This is a genomic window from Kitasatospora putterlickiae, assembly GCF_039527695.1.
GTDB lineage: Bacteria > Actinomycetota > Actinomycetes > Streptomycetales > Streptomycetaceae > Kitasatospora > Kitasatospora putterlickiae.
This window is the reverse complement of record NZ_BAAAKJ010000321.1, coordinates 8033-31030: the sequence shown is the minus strand read 5'-3', so window position 1 is coordinate 31030 and position 22998 is coordinate 8033. Positions and strand designations below refer to the sequence as shown.

Annotated in this window: 22 protein-coding genes; 13 read left to right on the top strand and 9 right to left on the bottom strand. The window is 73.1% G+C overall.

Features of this window, described 5'->3' with window-relative positions:
* Both ABD308_RS30395 and ABD308_RS30390 read left to right on the top strand, forming a co-directional pair.
* On the top strand, positions 1–250 hold a 250-nt coding region (locus tag ABD308_RS30395), incomplete at its 5' end, for a type II toxin-antitoxin system VapB family antitoxin (RefSeq protein WP_344342008.1).
* Positions 247–666 (top strand): PIN domain nuclease, encoded by a 420-nt coding sequence (locus ABD308_RS30390; protein WP_344342005.1) that lies wholly within the window; start codon positions 247–249, stop codon positions 664–666. The genes ABD308_RS30395 and ABD308_RS30390, both read left to right, overlap by 4 nt.
* A gap of 130 nt (positions 667–796) precedes the next feature.
* Here ABD308_RS30390 and ABD308_RS30385 read toward each other — a convergent pair whose 3' ends face one another.
* Positions 797–1282 (bottom strand): SitI3 family protein, encoded by a 486-nt coding sequence (locus ABD308_RS30385; RefSeq protein ID WP_344342002.1) that lies wholly within the window; start codon positions 1280–1282, stop codon positions 797–799.
* A 194-nt stretch (positions 1283–1476) separates the two neighbouring features.
* Between ABD308_RS30385 and ABD308_RS30380 the strand changes: the two genes are divergently transcribed.
* Entirely contained in the window at positions 1477–2613 is a 1137-nt protein-coding gene (locus tag ABD308_RS30380; RefSeq protein ID WP_344342041.1) for an ADP-ribosylglycohydrolase family protein, read from the top strand.
* Positions 2614–2651: 38 nt separating this feature from the next.
* Here the strand turns inward: ABD308_RS30380 and ABD308_RS30375 are convergent, their stop codons facing one another.
* Positions 2652–3101: a VOC family protein gene (locus ABD308_RS30375; RefSeq protein WP_344341999.1), complete on the bottom strand. Its 450-nt coding sequence runs from the start codon at positions 3099–3101 to the stop codon at positions 2652–2654.
* A gap of 119 nt (positions 3102–3220) precedes the next feature.
* Between ABD308_RS30375 and ABD308_RS30370 the strand changes: the two genes are divergently transcribed.
* A complete protein-coding gene (locus ABD308_RS30370) occupies positions 3221–4144 on the top strand; it encodes a DUF4231 domain-containing protein (RefSeq protein ID WP_344341996.1) in 924 nt (307 codons plus the stop codon).
* 34 nt (positions 4145–4178) lie between these two features.
* Here the strand turns inward: ABD308_RS30370 and ABD308_RS30365 are convergent, their stop codons facing one another.
* Together ABD308_RS30365 and ABD308_RS30360 are read right to left on the bottom strand one after the other, a co-directional pair.
* Positions 4179–4961 carry an MHYT domain-containing protein gene (locus ABD308_RS30365; RefSeq protein WP_344341993.1) on the bottom strand — a complete coding sequence of 261 codons (783 nt, stop codon included), beginning with the start codon at positions 4959–4961 and terminating at the stop codon, positions 4179–4181.
* A gap of 313 nt (positions 4962–5274) precedes the next feature.
* Positions 5275–5700, bottom strand: a complete 426-nt coding sequence (locus ABD308_RS30360; protein WP_344341991.1) for a VOC family protein — start codon at positions 5698–5700, stop codon at positions 5275–5277.
* A 300-nt stretch (positions 5701–6000) separates the two neighbouring features.
* Here ABD308_RS30360 and ABD308_RS30355 point away from each other — a divergent pair, with 300 nt between their 5' ends.
* Together ABD308_RS30355 and ABD308_RS30350 are read left to right on the top strand one after the other, a co-directional pair.
* On the top strand, positions 6001–6435 hold the full coding sequence (locus tag ABD308_RS30355) for a MarR family winged helix-turn-helix transcriptional regulator (protein ID WP_344341988.1): 435 nt from the start codon (positions 6001–6003) through the stop codon (positions 6433–6435).
* Between the two features lie 58 nt (positions 6436–6493).
* Complete coding sequence (locus ABD308_RS30350) at positions 6494–8083, top strand: MFS transporter (RefSeq protein ID WP_425554886.1); 1590 nt, start codon at positions 6494–6496, stop codon at positions 8081–8083.
* A 52-nt stretch (positions 8084–8135) separates the two neighbouring features.
* Here the strand turns inward: ABD308_RS30350 and ABD308_RS30345 are convergent, their stop codons facing one another.
* Positions 8136–8654 carry a GNAT family N-acetyltransferase gene (locus ABD308_RS30345; protein ID WP_344341981.1) on the bottom strand — a complete coding sequence of 173 codons (519 nt, stop codon included), beginning with the start codon at positions 8652–8654 and terminating at the stop codon, positions 8136–8138.
* Between ABD308_RS30345 and thpR the strand changes: the two genes are divergently transcribed.
* Complete coding sequence (gene thpR, locus ABD308_RS30340) at positions 8614–9306, top strand: RNA 2',3'-cyclic phosphodiesterase (RefSeq protein WP_425554885.1); 693 nt, start codon at positions 8614–8616, stop codon at positions 9304–9306. The genes ABD308_RS30345 and thpR overlap by 41 nt on opposite strands.
* 220 nt (positions 9307–9526) lie before the next feature.
* Here thpR and serC read toward each other — a convergent pair whose 3' ends face one another.
* Both serC and ABD308_RS30330 read right to left on the bottom strand, forming a co-directional pair.
* The gene (gene serC / locus ABD308_RS30335; RefSeq protein ID WP_344341969.1) at positions 9527–10645 is read right to left on the bottom strand and encodes a phosphoserine transaminase; all 1119 of its coding nucleotides are present in this window, start codon (positions 10643–10645) and stop codon (positions 9527–9529) included.
* A gap of 145 nt (positions 10646–10790) precedes the next feature.
* Positions 10791–11891, bottom strand: coding sequence for a citrate synthase 2 (locus ABD308_RS30330; protein WP_344341966.1), 1101 nt, complete (start codon positions 11889–11891; stop codon positions 10791–10793).
* A 416-nt stretch (positions 11892–12307) separates the two neighbouring features.
* Here ABD308_RS30330 and pdxH point away from each other — a divergent pair, with 416 nt between their 5' ends.
* From pdxH to ABD308_RS30305, 5 genes are all read left to right on the top strand, one after another.
* Complete coding sequence (gene pdxH, locus ABD308_RS30325; protein ID WP_344342032.1) at positions 12308–12940, top strand: pyridoxamine 5'-phosphate oxidase; 633 nt, start codon at positions 12308–12310, stop codon at positions 12938–12940.
* 168 nt (positions 12941–13108) lie between these two features.
* Positions 13109–14680: a TIR-like protein FxsC gene (locus ABD308_RS30320; RefSeq protein WP_344341963.1), complete on the top strand. Its 1572-nt coding sequence runs from the start codon at positions 13109–13111 to the stop codon at positions 14678–14680.
* Positions 14677–18756 carry an FxSxx-COOH system tetratricopeptide repeat protein gene (gene fxsT, locus ABD308_RS30315; RefSeq protein ID WP_344341960.1) on the top strand — a complete coding sequence of 1360 codons (4080 nt, stop codon included), beginning with the start codon at positions 14677–14679 and terminating at the stop codon, positions 18754–18756. Before ABD308_RS30320 ends, fxsT begins: the two co-directional genes overlap by 4 nt.
* A 42-nt stretch (positions 18757–18798) precedes the next feature.
* Positions 18799–18978: a hypothetical protein gene (locus tag ABD308_RS30310; RefSeq protein WP_344341957.1), complete on the top strand. Its 180-nt coding sequence runs from the start codon at positions 18799–18801 to the stop codon at positions 18976–18978.
* A 2-nt stretch (positions 18979–18980) separates the two neighbouring features.
* Entirely contained in the window at positions 18981–21284 is a 2304-nt protein-coding gene (locus tag ABD308_RS30305) for an FxsB family cyclophane-forming radical SAM/SPASM peptide maturase (protein ID WP_344341954.1), read from the top strand.
* A 73-nt stretch (positions 21285–21357) separates the two neighbouring features.
* Here the strand turns inward: ABD308_RS30305 and ABD308_RS30300 are convergent, their stop codons facing one another.
* Positions 21358–21552: a DUF397 domain-containing protein gene (locus ABD308_RS30300; protein WP_344341951.1), complete on the bottom strand. Its 195-nt coding sequence runs from the start codon at positions 21550–21552 to the stop codon at positions 21358–21360.
* 2 nt (positions 21553–21554) lie between these two features.
* A complete protein-coding gene (locus tag ABD308_RS30295; protein ID WP_344341948.1) occupies positions 21555–22460 on the bottom strand; it encodes a helix-turn-helix domain-containing protein in 906 nt (301 codons plus the stop codon).
* Positions 22461–22692: 232 nt separating this feature from the next.
* Here ABD308_RS30295 and ABD308_RS30290 point away from each other — a divergent pair.
* Positions 22693–22998 (top strand): ATP-binding protein (locus ABD308_RS30290; RefSeq protein ID WP_344341945.1); only part of this gene is annotated, 306 nt, incomplete at its 3' end.

Genomic DNA, 22998 nt, shown 5'->3' with positions numbered 1-22998 from the left:
GGTCGTACCTGATATCGTTTTCCTGCTGTCGACTGCTGGAGGAACAGCCATGGCGCGAACGGTGATCGACCTCGACGACGACCTCCTGGCCGAGGCGCAGCGCCTCTTCGGCACGACCACCAAGGTCGCCACGGTCAATGCCGCGCTGCTGGAGGCCGTGAAACTGGCCCGGCGGATAGAACTCGCGGATGCCATCGCCAGCGGGGAGTTCGACCTCCTCAGCGAGCCGGGCACGTCGGCGGCGGCGTGACCCGGGAGCGCTTCCTGATCGACAAGTCCGCCTTGGCGCGCTGGGGAAAACCGGCGGTGCGGCCCGTCCTCGACGATCTCTCGCAGCGCGCGCTGCTGGCGGTGAGCGCGGCAGTCGAGATGGAGGTGCTGCACAGTGCCCGGAACGCGGCGGAGGCGGATCGGCTGAGCCATCTGCTCAGGGGGTTCGACTACCTGCCGTGCACGGACGAGGTCTGGGACCGGGCGAAGGACATCCAGCGGCGCGCCCTGTTCCGGGGCAACCATCGCGCCCTGTCGATGGCCGACATGCTGATCGCCGCCACCGCCGAGCGGCACGGGGTCACGGTCCTGCACTACGACGGTGACTACGACATGATCGCGGCCCTGACCGGACAGCCCACTCGCTGGGTCGTGCCTTCGGGGACAGCCGACTGAGTTCCTGCCCAAGCGGTTTGGCTTCCCTCACGAACGGCGTCGGCTTCGGCTTCATCACCTTCTGCGTCCTGCGTGCCCCGCGCTCCTTCACGAGGAGCGCGGGGCCGCTGGCGTCGGTGAGGGACGCCGCTCAGTCCTCGTCGGAGAACGCGTGCGACTCGCGGCTGAAGGGCCGGGGGACGACGGCCAGGCGTTCGGCCGTCCAGAGGTCGTCCCGTTCGTTGAGGCTGAGCCCGCCGTCGCGCCGCAGCAGCCAGATGATCTCGTAGTGGAACTGCAGCACCGCGTCTCCCGGGACACGGTCCAGCAGGCCCGAGACCAGCCGGACGACGTCGTCCTCCTGCTCCGACAGATCGGTGGTCTTGTCCAGCCGGAAGACCACGGACACGGTCGGGGTGACGTGGAGGTCCGCGACCAAGGGGTTCCACGGCTTGGGGTCGGGGGCGAACACCCGGATCCACGTGCCGGACCTGGTGGCGACGCCCTCGGTGAGCAGGCCCTCCGCCCGCGTGGTGGCATCGAAGAGCCTGACGCCCTGCGCGACGCCGTTCAGCGTGTCGGCCACCTCGGCGACGGACATCGGTGTGGCCAGGTTGAAGCTGTGGGAGACCGACATGGCTGGGATCCGTTCGGACGCGCTAAGGGTGGATGTGCAGGACGTCGCCCTGCCGGTCGATCACCGCGGCCTCGTTCGGGCTCTGAGATGCTGAAGGCCGTCGGGAGTGGCCGCGTGGTGCAGGGGGGACCGCGCCGCGCGGCGTGCTGGATCGTGGACCGGGGGAGAGTGCGGTGCAGTTGTCGTGGGGGGAGATGGCGGGGTACCGGGCGCGGGTGCGGGGGTGTCTGCTGGGCGGGGCGGTCGGGGACGCGCTGGGGAGTCCGGTGGAGTTCCTGTCGTGGGGGGCGATCAGGGAGAGGTACGGGGCGGCGGGGGTCACCGGTCTGGTCGCGGACGGCGAGGGTGTGGTGGGCCGGGTCGGCGACGGCACTCAGTTGACGGTGTTCACCGCCGAGGGGTGGCTGCACGGGTATCAGCGCAACTCGTCGTACGGACTCGGCGGTGCCGAGGGGGCGATCATGCGGGACGCCTGTCTGCGCTGGCTGGACACCCAGGAGCACCCGGAGCCGCCGCCCGCCGAAGGTCTCCGGCACCGGACCGGCCGGCTGCGCGAGGAGCGCTGGCTCTATGCGCGGCGGGCGCCCGGCGAGGCGTGCCTGTCCGGGCTCCGGGTGGAGCACACGCCCGATCCGTACGGCAGGCCCGACGGGGCCGCCGGTCCGGTGAACCCTGGCTCGAAGGGGTGCGGGGCGGTGATGCGCTCCGCGCCGTTCGGGTTCACCGATCGCGGGGCCGAGCGGGCCTTCGAGTTCGCCGCGCAGTGCGCCCGGATCACCCACGGGCACCCCACCGCGTACTACGCGGCCGGTGCGTTCGCCGCCATGATCAACTACTTGGTGCACGGAGAGTCCCCCGAGGGTGCGGTCCGGCGTGCCATGGAACTGCTCGCCCGCTATCCCGGGTACGAGGAGACCGGTGCCGCGCTGCGCCGGGCCGTCGACCTCTCCGCCGACGGTGAGGCGTCGGTGGAGAGGCTCCAGACCCTGGGGGCGGGCCGGGTGGCGGAGGAGGCCCTGGCGATCGGCGTCTACGCGTTGCTGGGGCGGACCCGTCCCCAGGCCTTCCACGTCGGGAGCCGGGGCGCCGTGTGCGATTCCAGGCCGCCCCGCACGGCCGTCGAGGCGGCGTTCCTGCTCTCCGTGAACCACTCGGGCGACAGCGGCTCCACCGGCTCGATCTGCGGCAACCTGCTCGGCGCCCATCACGGGGACGTGCGGCTGCCGCACCACTGGATCGCGCGGGTCGAGGGGCGCGCGGCGATCGCGGCGCTCGCGGATGACTGCGCCGCCGAGGTGTGTCCGGGCGAGTCGCGGGCGTGGGGGTGCTGACGGCCGGGGCCCCGTCCTGACCGGCGCGGCGGGGCGGGTCAGTGGACGCAGAACTCGTTGCCCTCCGGGTCCTGCATGACGGTCCAGGAGCCGCCCGGTTCGGCGACCTCGCGGAGGGTGGTGGCGCCGAGGGAGGTGAGGCGGGTGACGGTGGCGTGGCGGGCGTCGGGGCCGGGGTGGAGGTCGAGGTGGAGGCGGTTCTTGGTGTGCTTCGGTTCGGGGACGCGCTGGAAGAGGACGCGGCGGCCGAGTCCGGTGTCGCTGGTGGGGTCGTGCGGGTCCTCGGGGTGGCGGACGGCGGCGAGGGTGAGCCAGGCGTGGTGGCCGTCGACCTCGGTGACCTGGTCCGGGGGGATCGCGCCGGCCGAGAGCAGGCGGCCGATCAGGGTGCTGTGGTCCTCGACGGTGTAGTCGAGGGCGGCGGCCCAGAAGGCGGCCTGGCGGTGCGGGTCGATGGCGTCGATGACGAGCTTCCAGTGCATGGGCATGTAACCGGTTATAGTGGTTGCAGGCTGGTGCGGGCAAGAGCGGATGTCAAGGAGGCGTCGGTGTAGCGGAGTTGGCGGGGGGCATACTCCGGGCTGAGACGGGGGAGGGGATCGGTTCGATGGTGAGACAGGATCCGCCGACGGGGGTCGAGTCGCAGTTGCTGCCGGAGCTGTTCCGGACGGCCGATCAGGCGTCGTTGTCCGGTCAGCAGCAGACGCTGCGCTGGTACCGGGGGCTCATCTCGATGCTGGTCGTCGCGGCGGTGGTGGGTTCGCTGCCCGGGCCGGACGAGAAGGGGGCCTCCGACATCACGCCGCTGTTCTCGGTGGTGGCGTTCCTGGTGGCCGGGTACTTCTGGTCGCGGCTGCGCCGCGGCAATCCGCAGGCGCGGTGGTACGAGGCGCGGGCGGCGGCCGAGTCGGTGAAGACGCTGGCCTGGAAGTACTCGGTGCGGGCCCGGCCGTTCGAGGGTGACGCGGAGTCGGCGGACGTCGACCGCGGCTACCTGCTGCAAGTGGAGGACGTGCTGCGGGCGTTCGAGGACCCGGCGATCGTGCCGCCGGGGTCGGTCGCCGAGATCACCCCGGAGATGCGCCGGGTGCGGGCGGAGTCGCTGACCGCGCGGCGCACGCTCTACCTGCGCACCCGGGTGGAGGGGCAGCGGACGTGGTACCGCTCGCGCGCCGAGTCCTGCGAGTCGCAGGCGGTCACCTGGGGCCTGGGCGTGGCGGCGCTGATCATCCTCGGTGCGGCGGCGGCCATCGCGCAGGCGACCGGGGCGTTGCAGGTGCACGTCTTCGGGGCCACCTCGGCGGCGGCCGCGGCGGTGATCGCCTGGACGCAGCTGAAGCAGCTCCGCCCGCTGGCGGCCGCGTACCAGCTGGCGGCGCGGGAGTTGGAGAACGTCGGCAACCAGCTGTCCGACCTCGACCCGCGGACGCCGGACGCCGAGCGGCGCTGGGCCCGGCTGGCCGCGGAGGCGGAGGACGCGGTGTCGCGCGAGCACACCACCTGGCGGGCGCGGCGGGCATTCCCGCGCTGAGACGGGGAGGGGAGGCGGCCGCGCCCGCGCGGGGTCACCGCTCGCGGGCGGCGAGCGGCGCGGCGCGGCCGACCAGGATCGGCTGGGCGCCGGCGGCGGACCGGCTCGGCGACACCGCGAAGGCCAGCGAGCCGACGAAGATGAAGCAGCCCAGCCCGACCACCAGCGGGAAGATGAACTGCAGCGCCATCAGCCCGTCCTCGACGGTCCGCGTGCCGTGCAGCCGGACCGAGACAGCGGCCATCCCGGTGTAGTGCATCGCGCAGACCGCGACACCCATGACCGGTGCGGCGGCCAGCACCGCGAGGGTGCCCCGGATGTTGAGCGCGGCCCACAGCGCGGCCGTCGCCGCGAACACCGCGATGCCGACGGAGAGCGCGACGGTGGCCCGGTCGTAGCCGACGAAGCCGGGCAGCACCATCGCGGCCATGCCGAGGTAGTGCATCGCCGCGACCCCGACACCGGTGGTCAGGCCGCCGGCCAGCAGCGCCGTCCACCGCCGCCGGCCGTAGCCGACGGAGAACACGCCGATGCCGACCACCGCGATCGCCACGAGCAGGCTGAGCACGGTGAGGTCGGGCCGGTAGCTGATCTCCGTGCCGGTGACGGAGAAGCCGAGCATGGCGATGAAGTGCATCGACCAGATGCCGGCGCCGAGCGAGACGGACGCGAAGAGCAGCCAGTAGACCCGGGTGCGGCCGGTGGAGACCAGCGCCCAGCGGGTTCCGCGCAGGGCGACGAAGGCGCCGAGGCAGGCGATGAGGTACGAGGCCGCCGGTGTCACCCAGCCGTGGTCGGCGTGGTGGATCTCGCCCACGAGGGACTCCTGTTGAGGGTTGGGGAGCAGGGGAGGGGAGCACCGACACCAGGGCAGGGCGGACCGGCCGGCCGTGAACCGGATCCGCGAGGGGGAAGGCCTGGCCTGGGGTGGGGGGTGCCCTGACACCGCCGGAGAGTAGTGGCTCCCGATGAGTCCCACAATGTGCGTTTTTCTTGTGAAATCGCAGGTCAGGGGCGTCCTTCACGCGATCGGCATGATCTTGGCACCAAGCCCTGACGCACTCTTCTCAAAAGCGTCTGATTCCGCCCTAGCCGCCTAAATCGGGCGCAACGGTCGGGGGTCCAGGGGATCAGGCGTCCAGGGGCGCTAGGCCGAACGGGTGGCCGGCCGGGTCGATCAGCACCTTGAGCGTGCGTCCGTGCTGGTGGGTGGGCTCGGTCGCACCCAGGGCCAGGGCGCGGGCGGTGGCCGCCTCCAGGTCGTCCACGTAGAAGTCCAGGTGGAAGTGCTTGCCGCCGTCCGGCTCGGTCCACGGCTCTGGCCGGTACCCGCTGACCCGGCCGAAACCGAGCGGGCTGCCGCCCTCCGGGTTGTCCAGGATGGCGAACTGCTCGTCCACGTGCCGGGTCTCCCAGCCCAGCAGCTCGCCGTAGAAGGCGGCCAGCGCGACCGGGTCGGCGCAGTCGATGGTGACCATGGCGAGGCGGGCGAAGCCGGTGTCGTTCCGCCCGGCCTGGTCGACCGTGGTGGCTTGCTCGGCGGCGACGTCGGTCATGGCTGGTCGGCCCTTCTGCTGAGCGGTGGTGCGGCTCCGGGGCCCGCGTGGACCGGGCCCCACGACCAGCATCGCACCGGGGGTCGCGGAGGGCACGGCAAGCCGGACCGGGGTGGGGGAGGAGGGGGCGATGGTGCGCGACGGGCGGCGGATGCCGGACGGCCTGGTCGCCGTCGGCACCCGGCGCTGAGCCCGCCGCCGAGCCCGTAGCCGAACCCGGTCCGCGGCCCGGTCGGGCCGGGATGCGGAGGCCCGGAATCCCGTTTTCTTTAGCCAGAGTAATGACGTAGGCTAAAGAACATGCCCGAGATGTCCGAGCAGGACCTCGCAGCCATCAGTCAGCTGCGATCGTCCGCCATGCGCCTCTCCCGTCGACTGCGCCACCAGCGGGACGAGGAATCGCTCAGTCCCACCGAGATCGGGGTGCTGGGCACCCTCGCGCGGTGCGGGAAGGCCACGCCGGGTGAGCTCGCCCGGAAGGAGCACGTACAGCCGCCCTCGATGACCAGGATCGTCGCGATGCTGGAGGAGAAGGGCCTGGTGCGGCGCGAACCGCACCCGGAGGACCGCCGGCAGGTGGTCGTCAGCAGTACCGAACAGGCCGAGGCGATCCTGGCGGAGTCCCGCCGGCGCCGCAACGCCTGGCTCGCCGAGCTCGCCGAGGGGCTCGACGAGGAGGAGTGGGCGAAGCTCCGCGAGGCCGCGCCCGTGCTCTACAAGCTCGCACACCTCTAGGCAGATCGATTCCGGTAGCCGCCGGAGGACGAAGGAGAACCGCATCACCGCAGGACCGATGACCGATATCAGGAGCGCGACGGCCGTACCGCCGGCCGTCGCGCCGCGAGGGGAGACCACCGTGACACCGCCGGCCGCAGCCAGCGCCGCCACCCGTACCCGGACCGACGAGCAGACCACCGACCCCGCCGCGCCCGGTGCCGCGGCCGCCGACACCCAGGCACCCGCCCCGACGGGGCTGCCGGGCAGCGGCGACGACGACCCCGACGAACGCACCGCGGCGGACGACCCCGCCGCTCCCGGCCGAACCCACTCGGCCGCATCTCCCACCGGCGCCCGCTTCACCCGGCCCGGGGGGATGTTCTCCTCACTGCGCGTTCGCAACTACCGCTACTACTTCGCCGGCCAGGTGGTGTCCAACACCGGTACCTGGATGCAGCGCATCGCCCAGGACTGGCTGGTCCTGAGCCTCACCGGCAGCCCGCTCGCGGTCGGCATCACCACCGCCATGCAGTTCCTGCCGATGCTGCTGCTCGGCCTGTTCGGCGGGGTGCTCGCCGACCGGATGCCCAAGCGCCGGCTGCTGATCCTCACCCAGGGCGCGATGGGCCTGCTCGCCGCCGGCCTCGCCGCGCTCACCATCGGCGGCGTGGTGACCCCGTCCTACGTGTACGTGTTCGCGCTGCTGCTCGGACTGGTCACGGTGGTCGACAACCCGACCCGGCAGGCCTTCGTCTCCGAAATGGTCGGCCCGAAGGACCTCGCCAACGCGGTCAGCCTGAACGCCGCCAACTTCCAGACCGCCCGGCTGGTCGGCCCCGCCGTGGCGGGTCTGCTGATCGCCGCCGTCGGCAGCGGCTGGGCGTTCGCGCTGAACGCGCTGTCGTTCGCCGCCGTGATCGGCGGGCTGCTCGCGATGCGGACGAGCGAACTGCGTCCGACCACGCCGATCGCCCGCGAGAAGGGCCAGTTGCGGGAGGGCCTGCGGTACGTCAAGGAGCGGCCCGAGCTGCTCTGGCCGATGGTGCTGGCCGGGTTCATCGGCACGTTCGGCTTCAACTTCCCGACGCTCCTGGCCGGTTTCGCCACCGACACCTTCCACGTCGGCGCCGGTCAGTACGGCCTGCTGAACACCGCGATGGCCGTCGGCTCGCTGACCGGCGCGCTGCTCGCGGCCCGCCGGGGCGCGCCCCGGCTGCGCAGACTCGTCGGCGCCGCGCTCGGGTTCGGCCTGCTGGAGGTGGTGGCGGCGTTCGCGCCCGGCTACTGGACCTTCGCGCTGCTGCTCACCCTGATCGGGGTGTTCGGGCTGAGCTTCAACACCTCGGTCAACGCCTCGCTCCAGCTGGCCACCGAGCCCGCGATGCGCGGCCGGGTGATGGGTCTGCTGATGCTGGTCTTCACCGGCGGGACGCCGATCGGCGCGCCGGTCGTGGGCTGGGTGACCGCCTCGTACGGGCCCCGGATCGGGCTGCTGGCCTGCGGCCTGGTCTCCGCGGCGGCGGCCGCTGTGGTGGGTCTGGTGCTGGCCCGCGGCGCCGAACTGCGGCTGCGGCTGGACCTGCACCCGGGGCGCGGCGGCCGGGTGGTGGCGCTGGTGCCGCGCCGGGCGGCGAACGCCGGGCCGGAGCTGGCCACGGCCTGCTGACGCCGGTCGGCCCCGGGGGCGCCCTCGCGGCGCTCCCGGGGCCGCCGGGCGGTCAGAGCCGGATCTCCAGGATCTGCCCGGTCCACGGGCCGGCCGGCTGCTCGACCTCGAAGGACTCGGTCTCGGTGAAGCCGAGCGCCCGGTACCGCGCGACCAGCTTGCGGTCGTCACCGCCGAAGCAGTCCACCCGCAGCAGGCCGATGCCGCGCCGGCGGGCCTCGTCGAGCGCGTCGGCGATCAGCGCGGCGCCGATCCCGGAGCCCTTGCGGGACCGGTCGGTCACCAGGTTGCGGACGTACAGCTCGCGCTCGTCCACCGGCGTGGCGTAGCCGGGCCGCTGCTCCGACACGACGCAGGAGCCGACCGTCCGCCCCCCGTCGTCGACCGCGAGCCGGATCAGGAACGGCTCGCCGCCGTACCGGCCGATCTGTTCGACGCGGGCGGGGATGCCGCTGAACGACTGGTCGCCCCACTGGCCGGTACGGCCCTGGGCGGCCAGCCAGGCCACGGCGCCGTCGAGCAGGGACAGGATGTCGGGGATGTCCTCGGGGCCCCCGTTGCGGATCTTCATGGCCATCCGTTCTAGCCCAAACCGCCGCGCGCGGGAAGATGGCCCCATGAGGCTCTTCGTCGCGGTAATGCCTCCGGTGGAGGCTCTGCAGGGACTGGCCGACGCGGTGGCCCCGCTGCGCGGCCTGCCGGGGGCGGACCGGCTGCGCTGGACCTCGGCCGACGCCTGGCACCTGACCCTGGCCTTCCTCGGCGAGGTGCCCGCCGAACGGGTGCCGGAGCTGGAGGTCGCGCTGGCGGAGGTCGCCGAGACGCACCCGGCGCACACGCTGCGGCTGGCCGGCGGCGGACGGTTCGGCGACCGGGTGCTCTGGGCCGGGGTGGAGGGGCAGGACTGGGCGCTGCGCCGGCTCGCCGAGGCGGTCCACGGGGCCACCGCGGAGGTGACCGGCGAGACGGACGCGTTCGGCTTCCACCCGCACCTGACGCTGGCCCGGGCCGGCTCCGTACGCGGCCGGCGCCGGGCGGAGCAGCGGATGGCGGCCGCCGGGCTGGACGCCCTGGCCGGGGCGCTGGACGAGTACCGGGGGCCGGAGTGGGAGGCCGCCGAGCTGCGTCTGATGCGCAGCGAGCACGAGGGCGGCGCGGTCCGCCACACCTCGCTGGGAGCCTGGCCGCTGGCCCGCTGGGAGGCCCGGCCGGAGCAGCCGTGACGGCGGGGGCGCCAACCTCGGGTCCGGTCGCCGGAGGGGCGGGGGGTACGCTCGTTGACCGTGGATCCCAAGACTCGCATGCGAATCGTGACCGGCGCCCTGGTACTGCTGCTGGTCGTCGTGCTGATCAGCTCGCTGGTCGGCGGCTGACCCGCCGCGACGGCCGACGGGAAGGGCCACCGCCCGGAGGCGGTGGCCCTTCCCGTTGTCGTGGGACCGGTCAGAGACGCTCGACCACGTAGTCGACGCAGACCGTGAGCGCCTCGACGTCCGCCGGCTCGATCGCCGGGAACATCGCGACGCGCAGCTGGTTGCGGCCCAGCTTGCGGTACGGCTCGGTGTCGACGATGCCGTTGGCGCGCAGCGCCTTGGCGACGGCGGCGGCGTCCACCGCGTCGTCGAAGTCGATCGTGCCGACGACCTGGGAGCGCTCGGCCGGGTTCGCCACGAACGGGTTGGCGAACGAGGACTTCTCGGCCCAGCCGTACAGCCGGGACGAGGAGTCGGCCGTACGGGCGACGGCCCAGTCGAGCCCGCCGTTGCCGTTCAGCCACTCCAGCTGGTCGGCCAGCAGGAACAGGGTGGCGATCGACGGGGTGTTGTACGTCTGGTCCTTCGACGAGTTGTCGATGGCCGTCGGCAGGTCGAAGAACGGCGGGATGTACCGGCCGGAGCCGGCGATCTCGGCGGCGCGCTCCAGGGCGGCCGGGGAGAACGACGCCAGCCAGAGGCCGCCCTCGGAGGCGAAGGACTTCTGCGGCGCGAAGTAGTAGACGTCGGTCTCGGCGATGTCCACCGGCAGGCCGCCGGCGCCCGAGGTGGCGTCCACCAGGACAAGCGAGCCCTCGTCGCCGCCGGCCGGGCGGGCGATCGGCATCGCGACGCCGGTCGAGGTCTCGTTGTGGGTGAGCGCGTAGACGTCGACGCCGGCCTCGGCGACCGGCAGCGGGTGGGTGCCGGGCGCGGTCTTGATCACGCTCGGCTCGGCCAGCCAGGGCGCGGCCTTGACGGAGGAGGCGAACTTGGAGGAGAACTCGCCGAAGTCGAGGTGCTGGGACTTCTCCCGTACCAGGCCGAAGGCCGCGATGTCCCAGAAGGCGGTGGACCCGCCGTTGCCGAGCACCACCTGGTACCCCTCGGGGAGGGAGAACAGGCTGCTCACGCCCTCGCGCACGCGCTTGACCAGGTTCTTCACCGGGGCCTGGCGGTGCGAGGTGCCGAGCAGGGAGGTCTCGGTCGCGGCGAGGGCACTCAGGGCCTCGGGGCGCACCTTGGACGGGCCGCAGCCGAAACGGCCGTCGGCGGGCTTGATGTCAGCGGGGATCTGGATCTGAGCCACGGGCGCAGCCTACCCGCCGGGGTGGCCGGAATCGATGGGGGTCCGCCCGCTGAGATGCCGTTGAGCCGCCCGCGAGCTGCGGAAACGGCGGGTCCGGTTCACATTCCGGACCCGCTGTTCCCGTGCTCGTGCGGTGACCTGCGGGTCAGCGCTTGATGGCGTCGTAGCCCTCGATGTCGTGCGGGCTGCGCGGGCCGGGGCCGATGTAGCGCGCGGCGGGGCGCACGAGCCGGCCCGTGCGCTTCTGCTCCAGGATGTGCGCCGACCAGCCCGCCGTCCGGGCACAGGTGAACATCGAGGTGAACATGTGCGCGGGGACCTCGGCGAAGTCCAGCATGATGGCGGCCCAGAACTCGACGTTGGTGGCCAGCACGCGGTCGGGGCGGCGGTTGTGCAGCTCCTCCAGCGCGGCCTTCTCCAGCGCCTCGGCGACCTCGAAGCGCGGCGCGCCGAGCTCCTTGGCGGTGCGGCGCAGCACCCGGGCGCGCGGGTCCTCGGCGCGGTAGACGCGGTGGCCGAAGCCCATCAGGCGCTCGCCCTTGTCCAGCGCGTTCTTGACCCAGGTCGTCGCGTCGCCGGTGCGCTCGATCTCCTCGATCATGCCCAGCACGCGGGACGGCGCGCCGCCGTGCAGCGGGCCGGACATCGCGCCGACCGCGCCGGAGAGGGCGGCCGCCACGTCGGCGCCGGTGGAGGCGATGACCCTGGCGGTGAAGGTGGAGGCGTTCATGCCGTGCTCGGCGGCGGAGGTCCAGTAGGCGTCGATGGCCTTGACGTGCTTGGGGTCCGGCTCGCCGCGCCAGCGGATCATGAACCGCTCGACGACGGTCTCGGCCTTGTCGATCTCGCTCTGCGGGACCATCGGCAGGCCCTGGCCGCGGGCGGACTGGGCGACGTACGAGAGCGCCATGACGGCCGCGCGGGCGAGGTCGTCGCGGGCCTGCTCGGCGTCGATGTCCAGCAGCGGCTTCAGGCCCCAGACCGGGGCGAGCATGGCGAGCGCGGACTGCACGTCGACCCGGATGTCGCCGGAGTGGACCGGGATCGGGAACGGCTCGGCGGCCGGCAGGCCGGGGTTGAACTCGCCGTCGACCAGCAGGCCCCAGACGTGGCCGAAGGAGACATTGCCGACCAGGTCGTCGATGTCGACGCCCCGGTACCGCAGAGCGCCGCCTTCACGGTCGGGTTCGGCGATCTCGCTCTCGAACGCGACGACACCTTCGAGCCCGGGTACGAAGTCGGACATGCACGGCTCCTTCAGTTCTGCGATCGGCGGCCGCTCTGGTGGGGAGGCACGCCTCTGACCGAATGGTGGTTGGCACTCGGTGCCAGGGTGACAGGCACGGGGTGCATTGCGCCATACACCACGGTGGTGATGTTTTCCCGGGGCCCGCTTGACTTTTCGCGCGGCGGCCGGTCGGGTCCGGCGGATCCCCCGGAAGGAAGGGCGCGATCGCGGACAAATCACCGTACGACGGGCGGCCGGTCGGTGGCGAGTCACCTTATCTCCCACCGGGGTTTGTCCGGAGGTAGCGGTGCCGGTTGCTTGTCGTACGGGATGATGTTGACGTGCAGACCCCGGACCGCGCCCAGTCGACGCCCCTGACCCCCGCCACCCGGATCCTGGCCGACGAGGCCCGACCCGGACCGGACCTCACCGTGATGCGCAAGCACTACGCGCACGAGGGCCTGGCCGAGGAGGAGCTCGCCGCCGAGCCGATCGGCCAGTTCACCCGGTGGTTCCACGACGCGGACGAGGCCGGGGTGGTGGAGCCCAACGCGATGGTGCTCTCCACGGCCGACGCGGCGGGACGGCCCAGCGCGCGCACCGTGCTGCTCAAGGCGTTCGACGCCCGGGGCTTCTCCTTCTTCACCAACTACGGCTCCCGCAAGGGCACCGAGCTGGCCGCCAACCCGCACGCGGCGCTGCTCTTCCCGTGGATCGCGCTGGCCCGCCAGGTGATCGTCCAGGGCCGGGTGGAGAAGGTCGGCCGCGACGAGACCGCCGCCTACTTCCGCACCCGCCCGCACGGCTCCCAGCTCGGCGCCTGGGCCAGCGAGCAGTCCAGCCCGATCGCCTCGCGCGAGGTGCTGGAGCAGCGCTACGCGGAGCTGGAGCGGCGCTACCCGGAGGGCGAGGGGGTGCCGGTGCCGCCGTTCTGGGGCGGGTACCGGGTGGTGCCGGCCAGCGTGGAGTTCTGGCAGGGGCGCGAGAACCGGCTGCACGACCGGTTGCGCTACGTCGCCGACCCGGCCGCCCCGACGGGCTGGCGGGTGGAGCGGCTCTGCCCGTGAACCGGGAGCGGCGCCGCCCGCCGGGAGGCCCGCCCGCCCGCTGGGAGGCCCGCCCGCCCGGCGGCCCGCACGCCCCCTACCTGCGGCGTCGACGTGCCGGGCCGTACTTGTGACGGCACCGCGACAACTTCCTTCGCGCACCGGCTGACCCGCCGTCACGCCGACAGTATGGTGGGGACGTTCACCGGGCAGGTGGGGGGTTGTTGGGTGCGGCCGTACTTCTTCTTCAGCTACGCGCGGCGGGACCAGTTGGTCGGGGGCGCCTTCGTCGACCAGTTCTTCACCGACCTGCGGGACGAGCTGGCCCGGATCGAGCCCGACGCCGGACCGGGCGAACTGGCCTACCGCGACACCGAGCGGCTGCGGGTCGGCGACGACTGGGAACGGCAGCTCTCCCGGATGGTCGGCGCCAGCCGCACCATGGTCGCCCTCTACTCGCCCGCGTACTTCGCCAGCGACTACTGCGGCAAGGAGTGGACCGCCTTCGACCACCGGACGCGGCGCCACGAGGAGCAGACCGGCGAGAGCGTCCCGGCCCTCATCCCCGTCCTGTGGGAGCCGCCGCCCGAGGACCTGCCCGTCGAGGTGCGGCGGATCCAGTACGTGCAGGACGACTTCGGCCCGGAGTACGCCGCCGGCGGGCTGCGCCACCTGCTGCGCACCGACCCGCACGGCGCGGCGTACCGCCTGGTGGTGCGGGTGATCGCGGAGCGGGTGCGGGAGGCCGCCGCCTGGCGGGTCTCCGAGCTGCGGGACCTCGACCTCGGCCGGGTGGAGGGCTGCTTCCCGGTGCCGGAGATCGCCCCGGTCACCGCCCGCAGCAGCCTGGTGCGGCTCTTCGTCGCCGCCCGCTGGGCCGGGGACCGGTCAGCCCAGGCCGCCCAGGCCGCCGCCGCGAACGGCGACCGCGTCCCGCCGCAGCGCTCCGAGGGCACGGTGGCCGCCGGGACCGACGGCGCGGGCGGCCCCGACGAGCGCTACCGAGGCGGCTGGTACGGGGCGCACCCCCGGGACTGGGCGCCCTACCACCCGCCGCGGCGGCCCTCGCTGGCGGTCCAAGCCCAGCAGGTGATCACCCGGGCCGGACACAGCACCAGCCTGGAGACGGTCGGCCCCGACCTCGCCGACGCGCTCGACCGGGCCCGGGAGAACAACGAGGTCAGCGTCCTGCTGGTGGACCCGTGGGCGGCCGCCCGGGAGCCCTACCGGCAGGCGCTGCGCGACTTCGACCGGCAGAACCACCCGGTCACCGCCGTCCTGCTGCCCGACAGCTCCGACGACCCGCCGCCCGGTCCGGCGCGCGCCCGGCTCTGGGAGGGGGTGCGCGAGGTGTTCGCGCGCACCTGGTTGCACCGGTCCGGGCCCGAGCCGCTCTTTCGCATCCACATCCGGCGGGAACGCTTCGAGCGCGAGCTCCTGTCGACGGTGACGGTGGCCCAGAACCGGCTGCTGGACCAGGTCGACGACGACCCGGTGACGGCCCGCGCCCAGTTCGGACTCGGCCCCGACCCGCGGCCGATGCCCGGACTCACCATCCCGGCCTGGCCGCCGCCCGCCCCGTCGGCTCCGTCGACCCCGCCGGAGCCACCACCGGATCCGCCGGCCCAGGCCGGACCGCCGCTGCCACGCCCGGGGAACACCCCGGGGAACGGGGCCGCCCCCGGGGCACGGGCGGTCCGGCGGGAGCAGACCGTGCCCCCGGCCACCCGGGCGTCCAGTGAAGGAGAAGCGGACCGATGAGCCCCGAGCACGCCGCCCTCGCGGACCACGGGTCCGCGGCCCTGGCGGCCCCCGACACCGGCACCGTCGTCACCTTCTACTCGTTCAAGGGCGGCACCGGCCGCACCATGGCGCTCGCCAACCTGGGCTGGATCCTGGCCAGTCAGGGCCTGCGCGTCCTGGTGGTGGACTGGGACCTGGAGGCCCCGGGCCTGCACCGGTACTACCACCCGCTGCTGGTCGACCCCGAACTCCACGCCACCGACGGCCTGATCGACATGCTCAGGGCCTACGTCGACGAGGCGCTGCCCGGACCCGACCGCCCGGGCCCCGGTCCGGACCCCCGGGAATGGCTGGCCGCCCCCGGCCGGCTGGAGCAGTACCTGTGCGGCCTGGCGCTCGACCTCCCGGAAGGCGGCCGGCTCGACCTGATGCCCGCCGGGCGGCAGAACGCCGCCTACTCGGCCGCCGTCACCAGCTTCAACTGGCGCAGCTTCTACACCCGGGCCGACATCCGCGGCGCGGAGTTCCTGTACGCGCTGCGCGAGCAGTGGACCGGCGCCTACGACTACGTGCTGATCGACAGCCGCACCGGGGTCAGCGACACCTCCGGCATCTGCACCGTGCTGATGCCCGACACCGTCGTGGACTGCTTCACCCTCGGCGCCCAGAGCATCCGCGGCGGCGTCGACGCGGCCCGCGCCATCGTCGACGCCGACGAGCGCGAGATCCGGGTGCTGCCCGTCCCGATGCGCGTCGAGGACGCCGAACGCGCCGGACTCGCGGCCGGCCGCGACCTCGCCCACGACGCCTTCGACCCCTACCTGGGCCGCTGGCTCGGCGCCGACCGCCGCGCCGAGTACTGGCGCGACGTCGAGGTGCCGTACAAGCCGTTCTACGCCTACGAGGAGGTGCCGGCCACCATCGTCGACCGGCCGCAGCAGGGCCGCACCCTGCTCGCCGCCTTCGAACGGCTGGCCGACTGGCTCACCGGCGGCCGGGTCCGCGAGCTGCGGCCCGTCCCCGACCAGGCCCGCCGCCGGCTGTACGCGGCCTATCTGCGCCAGGGCCGCACCCGCTCCCGCCAGGTGTACGTCAGCTACGCCCCCAGGGACCGGGTCTGGGCCGAGTGGATCGCCGGGACCCTGCGCGGCTTCGGCTACCTCGCCACGCTGCACAGCGCCGCCGTCCCGCTCGACCCCGGCCCGCCGCAGGGCGCCCCGCCGGCCGAGGCCGCCGGACCGCTGGACGGCGACGGCCGGCTGCTCGCCCTGCTCACCGCCGACTACGCCGCCCTGCCGCGCGCCCGGGAGATCTGGCGCCGGCTGACCACCCAGGACCCGGCGGGCGACTCCGGAGGGCTGCTCGCGGTGCGGATCGGCACGCCCGAGCAGCCGGAGCCGCCGCAGTTCGCCGGACACCGGGGGCTGGACCTGGCGACCGGCTCCGCCGAGCAGGCCGAGGCACAGCTGTTCGAACTGATCGGCCCGCCGCCCGGCGCCGGACGCTGGATGGACTCCGGCGAGTTCACCGTCGCGCGCCCGCCGCGCTTCCCCGACGTCCGCCCCGCCGTCCAGGAACTGCCGCCCCGGCTGCCCACCTTCACCGGCCGGATGAGGCTGCTGGAGGCCGTCCGGGACGGCTTCACCGCGGGCGCCGACGCGGCGCCCGTCCAAGTGCTCTACGGCATCGGCGGGGTCGGCAAGTCGCAGGCCGCGATCGAGTACGCGCACCGCTTCGCGGCCGGCTACGACGTGCTCTGGTGGGTGCCCGCCCAACAGCCCGCGGTGATCCCGCAGAAACTCGCCGAACTCGCCCCCGGCCTCGGCCTGGAGACCGACGGCGACGTCACCCGCACCGCGCGCGCCGTGCTGGAGGCGCTCGGCAGCGGCCGGCCCTACCGCCGCTGGCTGCTGCTCTTCGACAACGCGGAGGACCCGGAGCTGCTGGACCCCTGGCTGCCCGCCGCCGGGCCGGACGGCCACGTCCTGGTCACCTCGCGCGACCGGCGCTGGGCCCGCCGGCCCGGCCGCACCGAGGTCGAGGTGTTCGACCGCGCGGAGAGCGTCGAACTCGTCCGGCACTTCAACACCGGCGTCGAACGGGCGGACGCGGAGCGGATCGCCGAACTGCTCGGCGACCTGCCGCTGGCCGTCGGCCAGGCCGCCGCCTGGCTGCAGGAGACGCCGATGCCGGCCGCCACCTACGCCGACCTGCTCGACGAGACGCTCACCGACATCCTCGACCGCTCGGTGCGGGCCGGCGCCGAACCCGACGGCGGGCGGGCCACCGAGGAAGGCCCCAACGCCACGGTCACCGCCGCCACCTGGCGGATCGCCGGCTCCGACCTGCGCCGGATCAACGCCCCGGCCGCCCGGCTGCTGGAGATCTGCGGCTTCCTCGGCCCGGACGCCATCCCGATCGGACTGCTGTACAGCCCGCCGGTGATCGAGGCGATCGGACTCCCGCCCGGCACCTCCGACCACCGGCTCGCCATCGGCGACATCCTGCGCACCGTCAACCAGTTCAACCTCGCCCGCTACGACCAGGGCGCCGGCACCCTGGTGGTGCACCGGATCGTCCAGGCGCTGCTGCGCGAACAGGTCGGCGAGGCCGACCGGGACCGGGTCCGCGGCGTGGCCCACCGGGCCCTCGCCCTCGCCGACCCCGGCGACCCCGACGCCCCGCACCACTGGCCCAAGTACGCCGAACTCCTGCCCCACCTGCGCCCGTCCGGCGCCGACGAGTCCACCGACCCGGCGGTCCGCCAGTGGATCGTCAACTCGGTCCGCTACCTGTGGCAGCGCAGCCTCCACGACGCGGGCCGCGAACTGGCCGAACGCGTCCTCGTCCGCTGGCGCGAGGTCGGCCCGCAGGGCACCGGGCCGGACGTGAAGGTGCAGCTGCTGCGGGTGCAGCTGGCCAACATCCAGCGGACCCAGGGGCTGGTCCGGGAGGCGTACGCGACCGACCGGGACGCGTTCGAGCGGCTGACCGCGCTGCTCGGGCGGGAGCACCGGGACTGCTTCCCGGCGGCCACCAGCCTGGGGGGCGACCTCCGGCACCTGGGCCGCTACCACGAGGCCCGGGAGTTGGACGAGGAGACCCTGGCCGCCGCGCGTCGGGTTCTCGGCCCGGAGCATCCGCGCACGCTGATGGCGGAGAACAACCTGGCCGTCTCCATCATGCTTGCGGGAGATTTCGCCGGTGCGCTGGCCATTCACGAGGATCTCTATCCTCGAAAGCTTGAGGTCTTCGGGAAACGCAGTCCTTACACGATTCTCGGGGGCGTCGCATTCGGGCACGTGCTGTGCGAGATGGGACGACCCGTCGAGGCTCTCACCCGCATGGACAAGGCCGTTCGCCGGAGCCGGCAGACGCTGGGCGAGGATCATCACGAGACCCTGCGTGCCCGGCGTTACCGGAGCGCGGTCCTGCGTCGGCTGGGACGGCTCCCGCAAGCGCTGGTCGACGCAGAAGAGGTCCACCAGCGACTCTTCGAACGGTTCGGCGCCGAGCATCCCGGAACGGCGGCCGCGGCCGGTAGCCTGGCCGCCGTGCTCAGCACGCTCGGGGACACCGAACACGCCGTGGCCCTTGCCGAGGAGTCGTACCTCTACCACCGTGACCACTTGGGCGCCGGCCACCCCATGGAGCGCTTGGGGGCGGGTAATCTCGGCGTGGCACTCCGACGGGCCGGCCAGGTCGAGGAGGCGCACGCGATCTCCGGCAAGGTCCTGGACGATCTGCTCGCCGTGCTCGGAGAGGAGCACCCGTACGTCGGGATCGCACGTCTCAACCGGGCCAACGACTTGGCGCACGCAGGGCGTCAAAGCGAGGCACTGGTGCTGGCGGAGGCGGCCGCCGCGCTCCTCGCCGAGCGCTTCGCTCCGGAACATCCCGATGCGCTGGCCGCCACCGCGAACGTCGTCCTGGCGCTCGCCGCTGTCGGCGAGCCCGCGCGGGCGGCGGAACTGAGGGTGCGGACGTTGACCAGGGCACGAGCGGTGCCGTATCTGGGTGACGGCCATCCGCTGACCGAAGGGATCAGGGTGGGGTCCTGGCTGGACGTGGAAATCGAGCTGCCCGTGGTGTGATGGCAGGTCTCCTCCGGCTCTTTGACACAGGGGGAATCGACTATGGAACGGCTCGCGGACCCGGACCTCGTGGGGTACTCGAACCGGCAAGGCGGCGTCGCCGCGCGGCCGACCCTCGCGGAACTGGCGAATCGCGACGCGGGTGAACTGGCCCGGTGCCTGGAACTGGCTCTTCCCCGCGCCGATGCCCAGGCGAACACTCCCTTCAACTCCGCCATCTGAGGGTGCCGTTCACGCAGGTCGTGCTGAAGGTCCACAGCCGGTGCGACCTCGCCTGCGACCACTGCTACGTCTACGAGCACGCCGACACCGGTTGGCGTTCCCGGCCGCGTGTCGTCGGGGACGCCGTGCTGGCGCGAGCCGCCGAGCGGATCGGGGAGCACGCCGTCGCGCACGGACTGACGGCGGTGCACGTCGTCCTGCACGGCGGTGAGCCCCTGCTGGCCGGGCCGACGGTTCTCCGGCGGGCGGCGGAGGCGCTGCGGGCCGCGCTGCCCGAGGTGTGCGAGCCGGACCTGCGGGTGCACACCAACGGGGTCCGGCTGAGCCCGGCGTACTGCGAGCTGTTCGACGAACTCGGCATCCGGGTCGGCCTCTCCCTGGACGGGGACCGGGCCGCCAACGACCGGCACCGCCGGTTCGCGGACGGGCGGTCCAGCCATCCGCAGGTGCTGCGCGCCGTCGGACTGCTGCGCGAGCCCCGGTTCCGGCACCTGTTCGCGGGGCTGCTCTGCACCGTCGACGTGGTGAACGACCCGGTGGCCGTCTACCGGGCGATCGCCGAACTGGAGCCCCCGGCCGTGGACTTCCTGCTCCCGCACGCCACCTGGGAGCACCCGCCGGACCGGCCCGCCGGGGTGGGCGCGACGCTGTACGCGGACTGGCTGCTGGCCGTCCACGCGTGCTGGGAGGCGGACGGCCGCCCGTTCGCCGTCCGCACCTTCGACTCGGTGCACCGCACCCTGGCCGGGCTGCCCGGGCTGAGCGAGTCGCTCGGGCTGGAGCCGGTGGACCTGGTGGTGCTGGAGACGGACGGCACGTACGAGCAGGCGGACAGCCTGCGGACGGCGTACGACGGCGCGCCCGCCACCGGGCTGGACGTCTTCCGGCACAGCCTCGACGACGTCCTCCGGCACCCCGGGATCGCCGCCCGGCAGGCGGGCCTCGCCGGGTTGAGCGCCACCTGCCGGGCCTGCCCGGTGGTGCGCTCGTGCGGTGGCGGCCTGTACGCGCACCGCTACCGGGACGGCTCGTTCGACCACCCCTCGGTGTACTGCGCGGACCTGCGGTCGCTGATCGACGGCCTGGCGGCGCGTGCCGGGGGCGTGCGGCGCCCGGTCGCGCCGGTGAACGTCGCCGGGCCGGAGCTCAGCGAATCGCAACTGGGTGAACTGGCTTCGGGATTGGGCGGACCGGAAACCGTCCGCGCGCTGGCCCGCTCCCAACTCGACCTCACCCGCGCCATGCTGGCCGCCGTGCACGGCTCCTCGGGGGTGGCCCGCTCGGCCGCCTGGGAGCTGCTCGCGGACCTCGACGCCGCCGAACCCGCCGCCGTGGACGCGGTGTTCGCCCACCCGTACGTCCGGGCCTGGGCCGCGCGCCGGCTGAGCGGTGACCCGGGCGCGGGGCTCGGGCGGATGGCCGAACTCGCCGCTGCGGCGGCCGCCTTGGCGGCTCGCGGGGACACCGTGGCGGTGCCGGTCCGTGACGGGGCGCTCCACCTGCCGACCCTCGGCCGGCTCGCCCTCGGGGGCGGCGTCCGCGAGGCGCGCGTGACCGGCGGGCGCGACGGCTGGACGGCGCGCACCGACGACGGCGCGCTCACCGGTCCGGGTGATCCGCGTTGGCAGCCGGTCCGCCGGATCGGGCTGTCCGGCGGTCGGGTGCTCGCGCTGGAGGACATCGACCCGCAGCGCGCCGCCCACCGCTGGCCGGTCGCGGAGCGCCTGTCCGACACCGCGTACGCGAGCTGGACGCGGGACCTGCGGGCGGCCGCCGACCTGCTCGACCGTGACCTGCCCGACTACGCGGCCGGGTTGTGGGCCGGCCTGACCACCGTCACTCCGCTGCGGCCAGGCCCGGACGGCCGCGACCTCAGCTCGGCGGCACGCCAGGCCTTCGGCGCGGTCGCCATCGCCCGCCCCCGCACCGCACTGACCCTGGCCCTCCTGCTGGCCCACGAGTTCCAACACGTGAAGCTGGGCGCGGTGCTCGACCGCTGGGAACTGTACGACCGTACCGACACCCGCCTGTTCGAGGCCTTCGGCCTCTCCCCGCGTCCGATCGGCTCGCTCTTCCAGGCGGTCTACGCCCACCTGGCGGTGACCGCCTTCTGGGGCACCCGAGCGGCTGCCGGATCGCCAACGGCCCGCTCCCGCTTCACCCACTGGCGGGCCCTGACCGACGCGGCCGTGGACCTCCTCGCCGACAGCGGAGCCCTGACCCCCCTCGGCCACCGCTTCGCCGACGGGGCGCGGGAGTCGCTCGACCCCTGGCTGCGGGTCCCCGCCGCAGGCCTCAAGGGCTGACCCGACCCTCAGCGAGGTGCCTCCTAGGCCCGCCGGGCTGCTCCCGCAAGGTGCGGGAGCAGCCCGGGGGGATTCAGCGGGTGAGGTGGTCGAACTCGCCGGCCTTGGCGGCCTGGAGCCAGGTGGCGAGCTTGGCCTTCGCGATGGCTATGACGGCGGCGGGGTCGTCGGATTCGCGGATGTGGATGAGTTCGCCGCCGGATGCGATCTCGACGCAGTCCATGTTCTCTCCGCTGAAACTTGACTTCTGCCAGTTGAGTTGCTCCACGGCTACCTCCCCAGGAGTTTGTAACGGACGTGCTGGATCATGCCCCACGAGTCCCGAAAGGCGGGCGATGGCCCGGGCACGTTGGTATCCAGAGGCGGGAGGGCGATCCCCTTGATCCGGTCGAACTTTCGTCGGAACGCCGCCACCCCCTCAGGATCTCCCAAGAAGGTCGAACCGTGCGGGTCCTCCAATACGACGGTGTCCAAGCGGGAGTGCGGCCCGTGCATCAGCATGAACGCCGTGTCGGTCGATGCATAGACCGTGCAGTCGAACGGGAGGATCTGGACCGTCACGTGAGGCAGGTGCGCCATCTCGATCAGGTGGTTCAACTGGTCTCGCATGACGGCTGGACCGCCGTACATCATGTGCAAGGCCGCTTCGTGGATCACGGCGTGGAGAGGTACGGCGTTCTCGCCGGCGATCACCTGCTGGCGTCGACGTCGGAACTCGACCTTCTTCTCGGCGTATTCGTGGATCACCTCGCTGTACGCCTTGGTCTGGAGGAGGCCGGGGATCAGGTGCGTCTGGTAGTTGCTGAACGAGTTGGCAGCGGCCTCGAATTCGGCCAGATCAAGAGCTCTCGGGACGACATGGGGCCGGTAGTCGCTCCACCAGCCCCTGCCGCTGCTCTGGCACATGGTGGCCATGCCGGCCCGGTAGTCGGGATCGGTCATGTCGCAGACGTCGAGCCAGACGTGCAACCGTTCGATGTTGAGGCTCAGGCGTCCGGCCTCTGTGTGGCTGACAGCAGGACCCTTCATCCCCATCAGCTCGCCGATCTCCGGACCGGACATGCCGGTGGCCTCGCGCAGGCGGCGAAGTTCCTCGCCAAAGCGGCGTTGACGTTCGCTGATGACACCTCTGAGTCCCATGCTCGTCACCTCTCGTCCGGACGGATGGTTGCTCACGGGAAGTGTATGGGTGATTGCGGAGGGTGTTGCAAAAATGGATCGAGGTCAATTACAGTCATGGAAGCCACGCATCCAATGGGTTGTCAGTAACGTCCAACCCAAGGGCAGTTGGTACCGACTGCCCGGGCACCGAAGAGCACTCGCATGCGGCGCTTCCAGTCCCGCTACGGGCTTGTTCACGGCGACAGACCCCAAGGTGTGCCCCCTCTACACCGCAGGGAGATTCCCCGTGTGTACCCCCAACCTCAACTCCCCCACCCTCACCCTCGCCCGGCAGTCGTTGCGCGACGCGATGGCGCGCGCCGGGTGGGACGACGACCGCATCTTCGACGCCGAACTCGCCCTCGTCGAGTTGATCGTCAACGCCTGGCGGCACGGGCGGACCTCCGCGCCCGTCGTCCAGATCCTTTTCCTCTACCGCACCCTCCGGGTCTCGGTCGGCGACGAGAGCCACACCCTCCCCGAGCAGCGACGATCCACCGCCCTCGGCGAACTCGCCGACGAGCGGTTCCACCGCGCGCTCGACTACGTCGGC

Excerpts from the sequence above, each read along its gene's own strand:
- ABD308_RS30360 (WP_344341991.1), bottom strand. The coding sequence starts at position 5,700 with ATGACCGACGTCGCCGCCGAGCAAGCCACCACGGTCGACCAGGCCGGG.
- ABD308_RS30345 (WP_344341981.1), bottom strand. The coding sequence starts at position 8,654 with ATGAAGATCCGCAACGGGGGCCCCGAGGACATCCCCGACATCCTGTCC.
- ABD308_RS30370 (WP_344341996.1), top strand. The coding sequence starts at position 3,221 with ATGGTGAGACAGGATCCGCCGACGGGGGTCGAGTCGCAGTTGCTGCCG.
- fxsT (WP_344341960.1), top strand. The coding sequence starts at position 14,677 with ATGAGCCCCGAGCACGCCGCCCTCGCGGACCACGGGTCCGCGGCCCTG.
- thpR (WP_425554885.1), top strand. The coding sequence starts at position 8,614 with ATGTCGGGGATGTCCTCGGGGCCCCCGTTGCGGATCTTCATGGCCATC.
- ABD308_RS30375 (WP_344341999.1), bottom strand. The coding sequence starts at position 3,101 with ATGCCCATGCACTGGAAGCTCGTCATCGACGCCATCGACCCGCACCGC.
- ABD308_RS30355 (WP_344341988.1), top strand. The coding sequence starts at position 6,001 with ATGCCCGAGATGTCCGAGCAGGACCTCGCAGCCATCAGTCAGCTGCGA.
- pdxH (WP_344342032.1), top strand. The coding sequence starts at position 12,308 with ATGCGCAAGCACTACGCGCACGAGGGCCTGGCCGAGGAGGAGCTCGCC.
- ABD308_RS30380 (WP_344342041.1), top strand. The coding sequence starts at position 1,477 with ATGGCGGGGTACCGGGCGCGGGTGCGGGGGTGTCTGCTGGGCGGGGCG.
- ABD308_RS30330 (WP_344341966.1), bottom strand. The coding sequence starts at position 11,891 with ATGTCCGACTTCGTACCCGGGCTCGAAGGTGTCGTCGCGTTCGAGAGC.
- ABD308_RS30350 (WP_425554886.1), top strand. The coding sequence starts at position 6,494 with ATGACCGATATCAGGAGCGCGACGGCCGTACCGCCGGCCGTCGCGCCG.
- ABD308_RS30320 (WP_344341963.1), top strand. The coding sequence starts at position 13,109 with ATGGTGGGGACGTTCACCGGGCAGGTGGGGGGTTGTTGGGTGCGGCCG.
- ABD308_RS30385 (WP_344342002.1), bottom strand. The coding sequence starts at position 1,282 with ATGTCGGTCTCCCACAGCTTCAACCTGGCCACACCGATGTCCGTCGCC.
- ABD308_RS30310 (WP_344341957.1), top strand. The coding sequence starts at position 18,799 with ATGGAACGGCTCGCGGACCCGGACCTCGTGGGGTACTCGAACCGGCAA.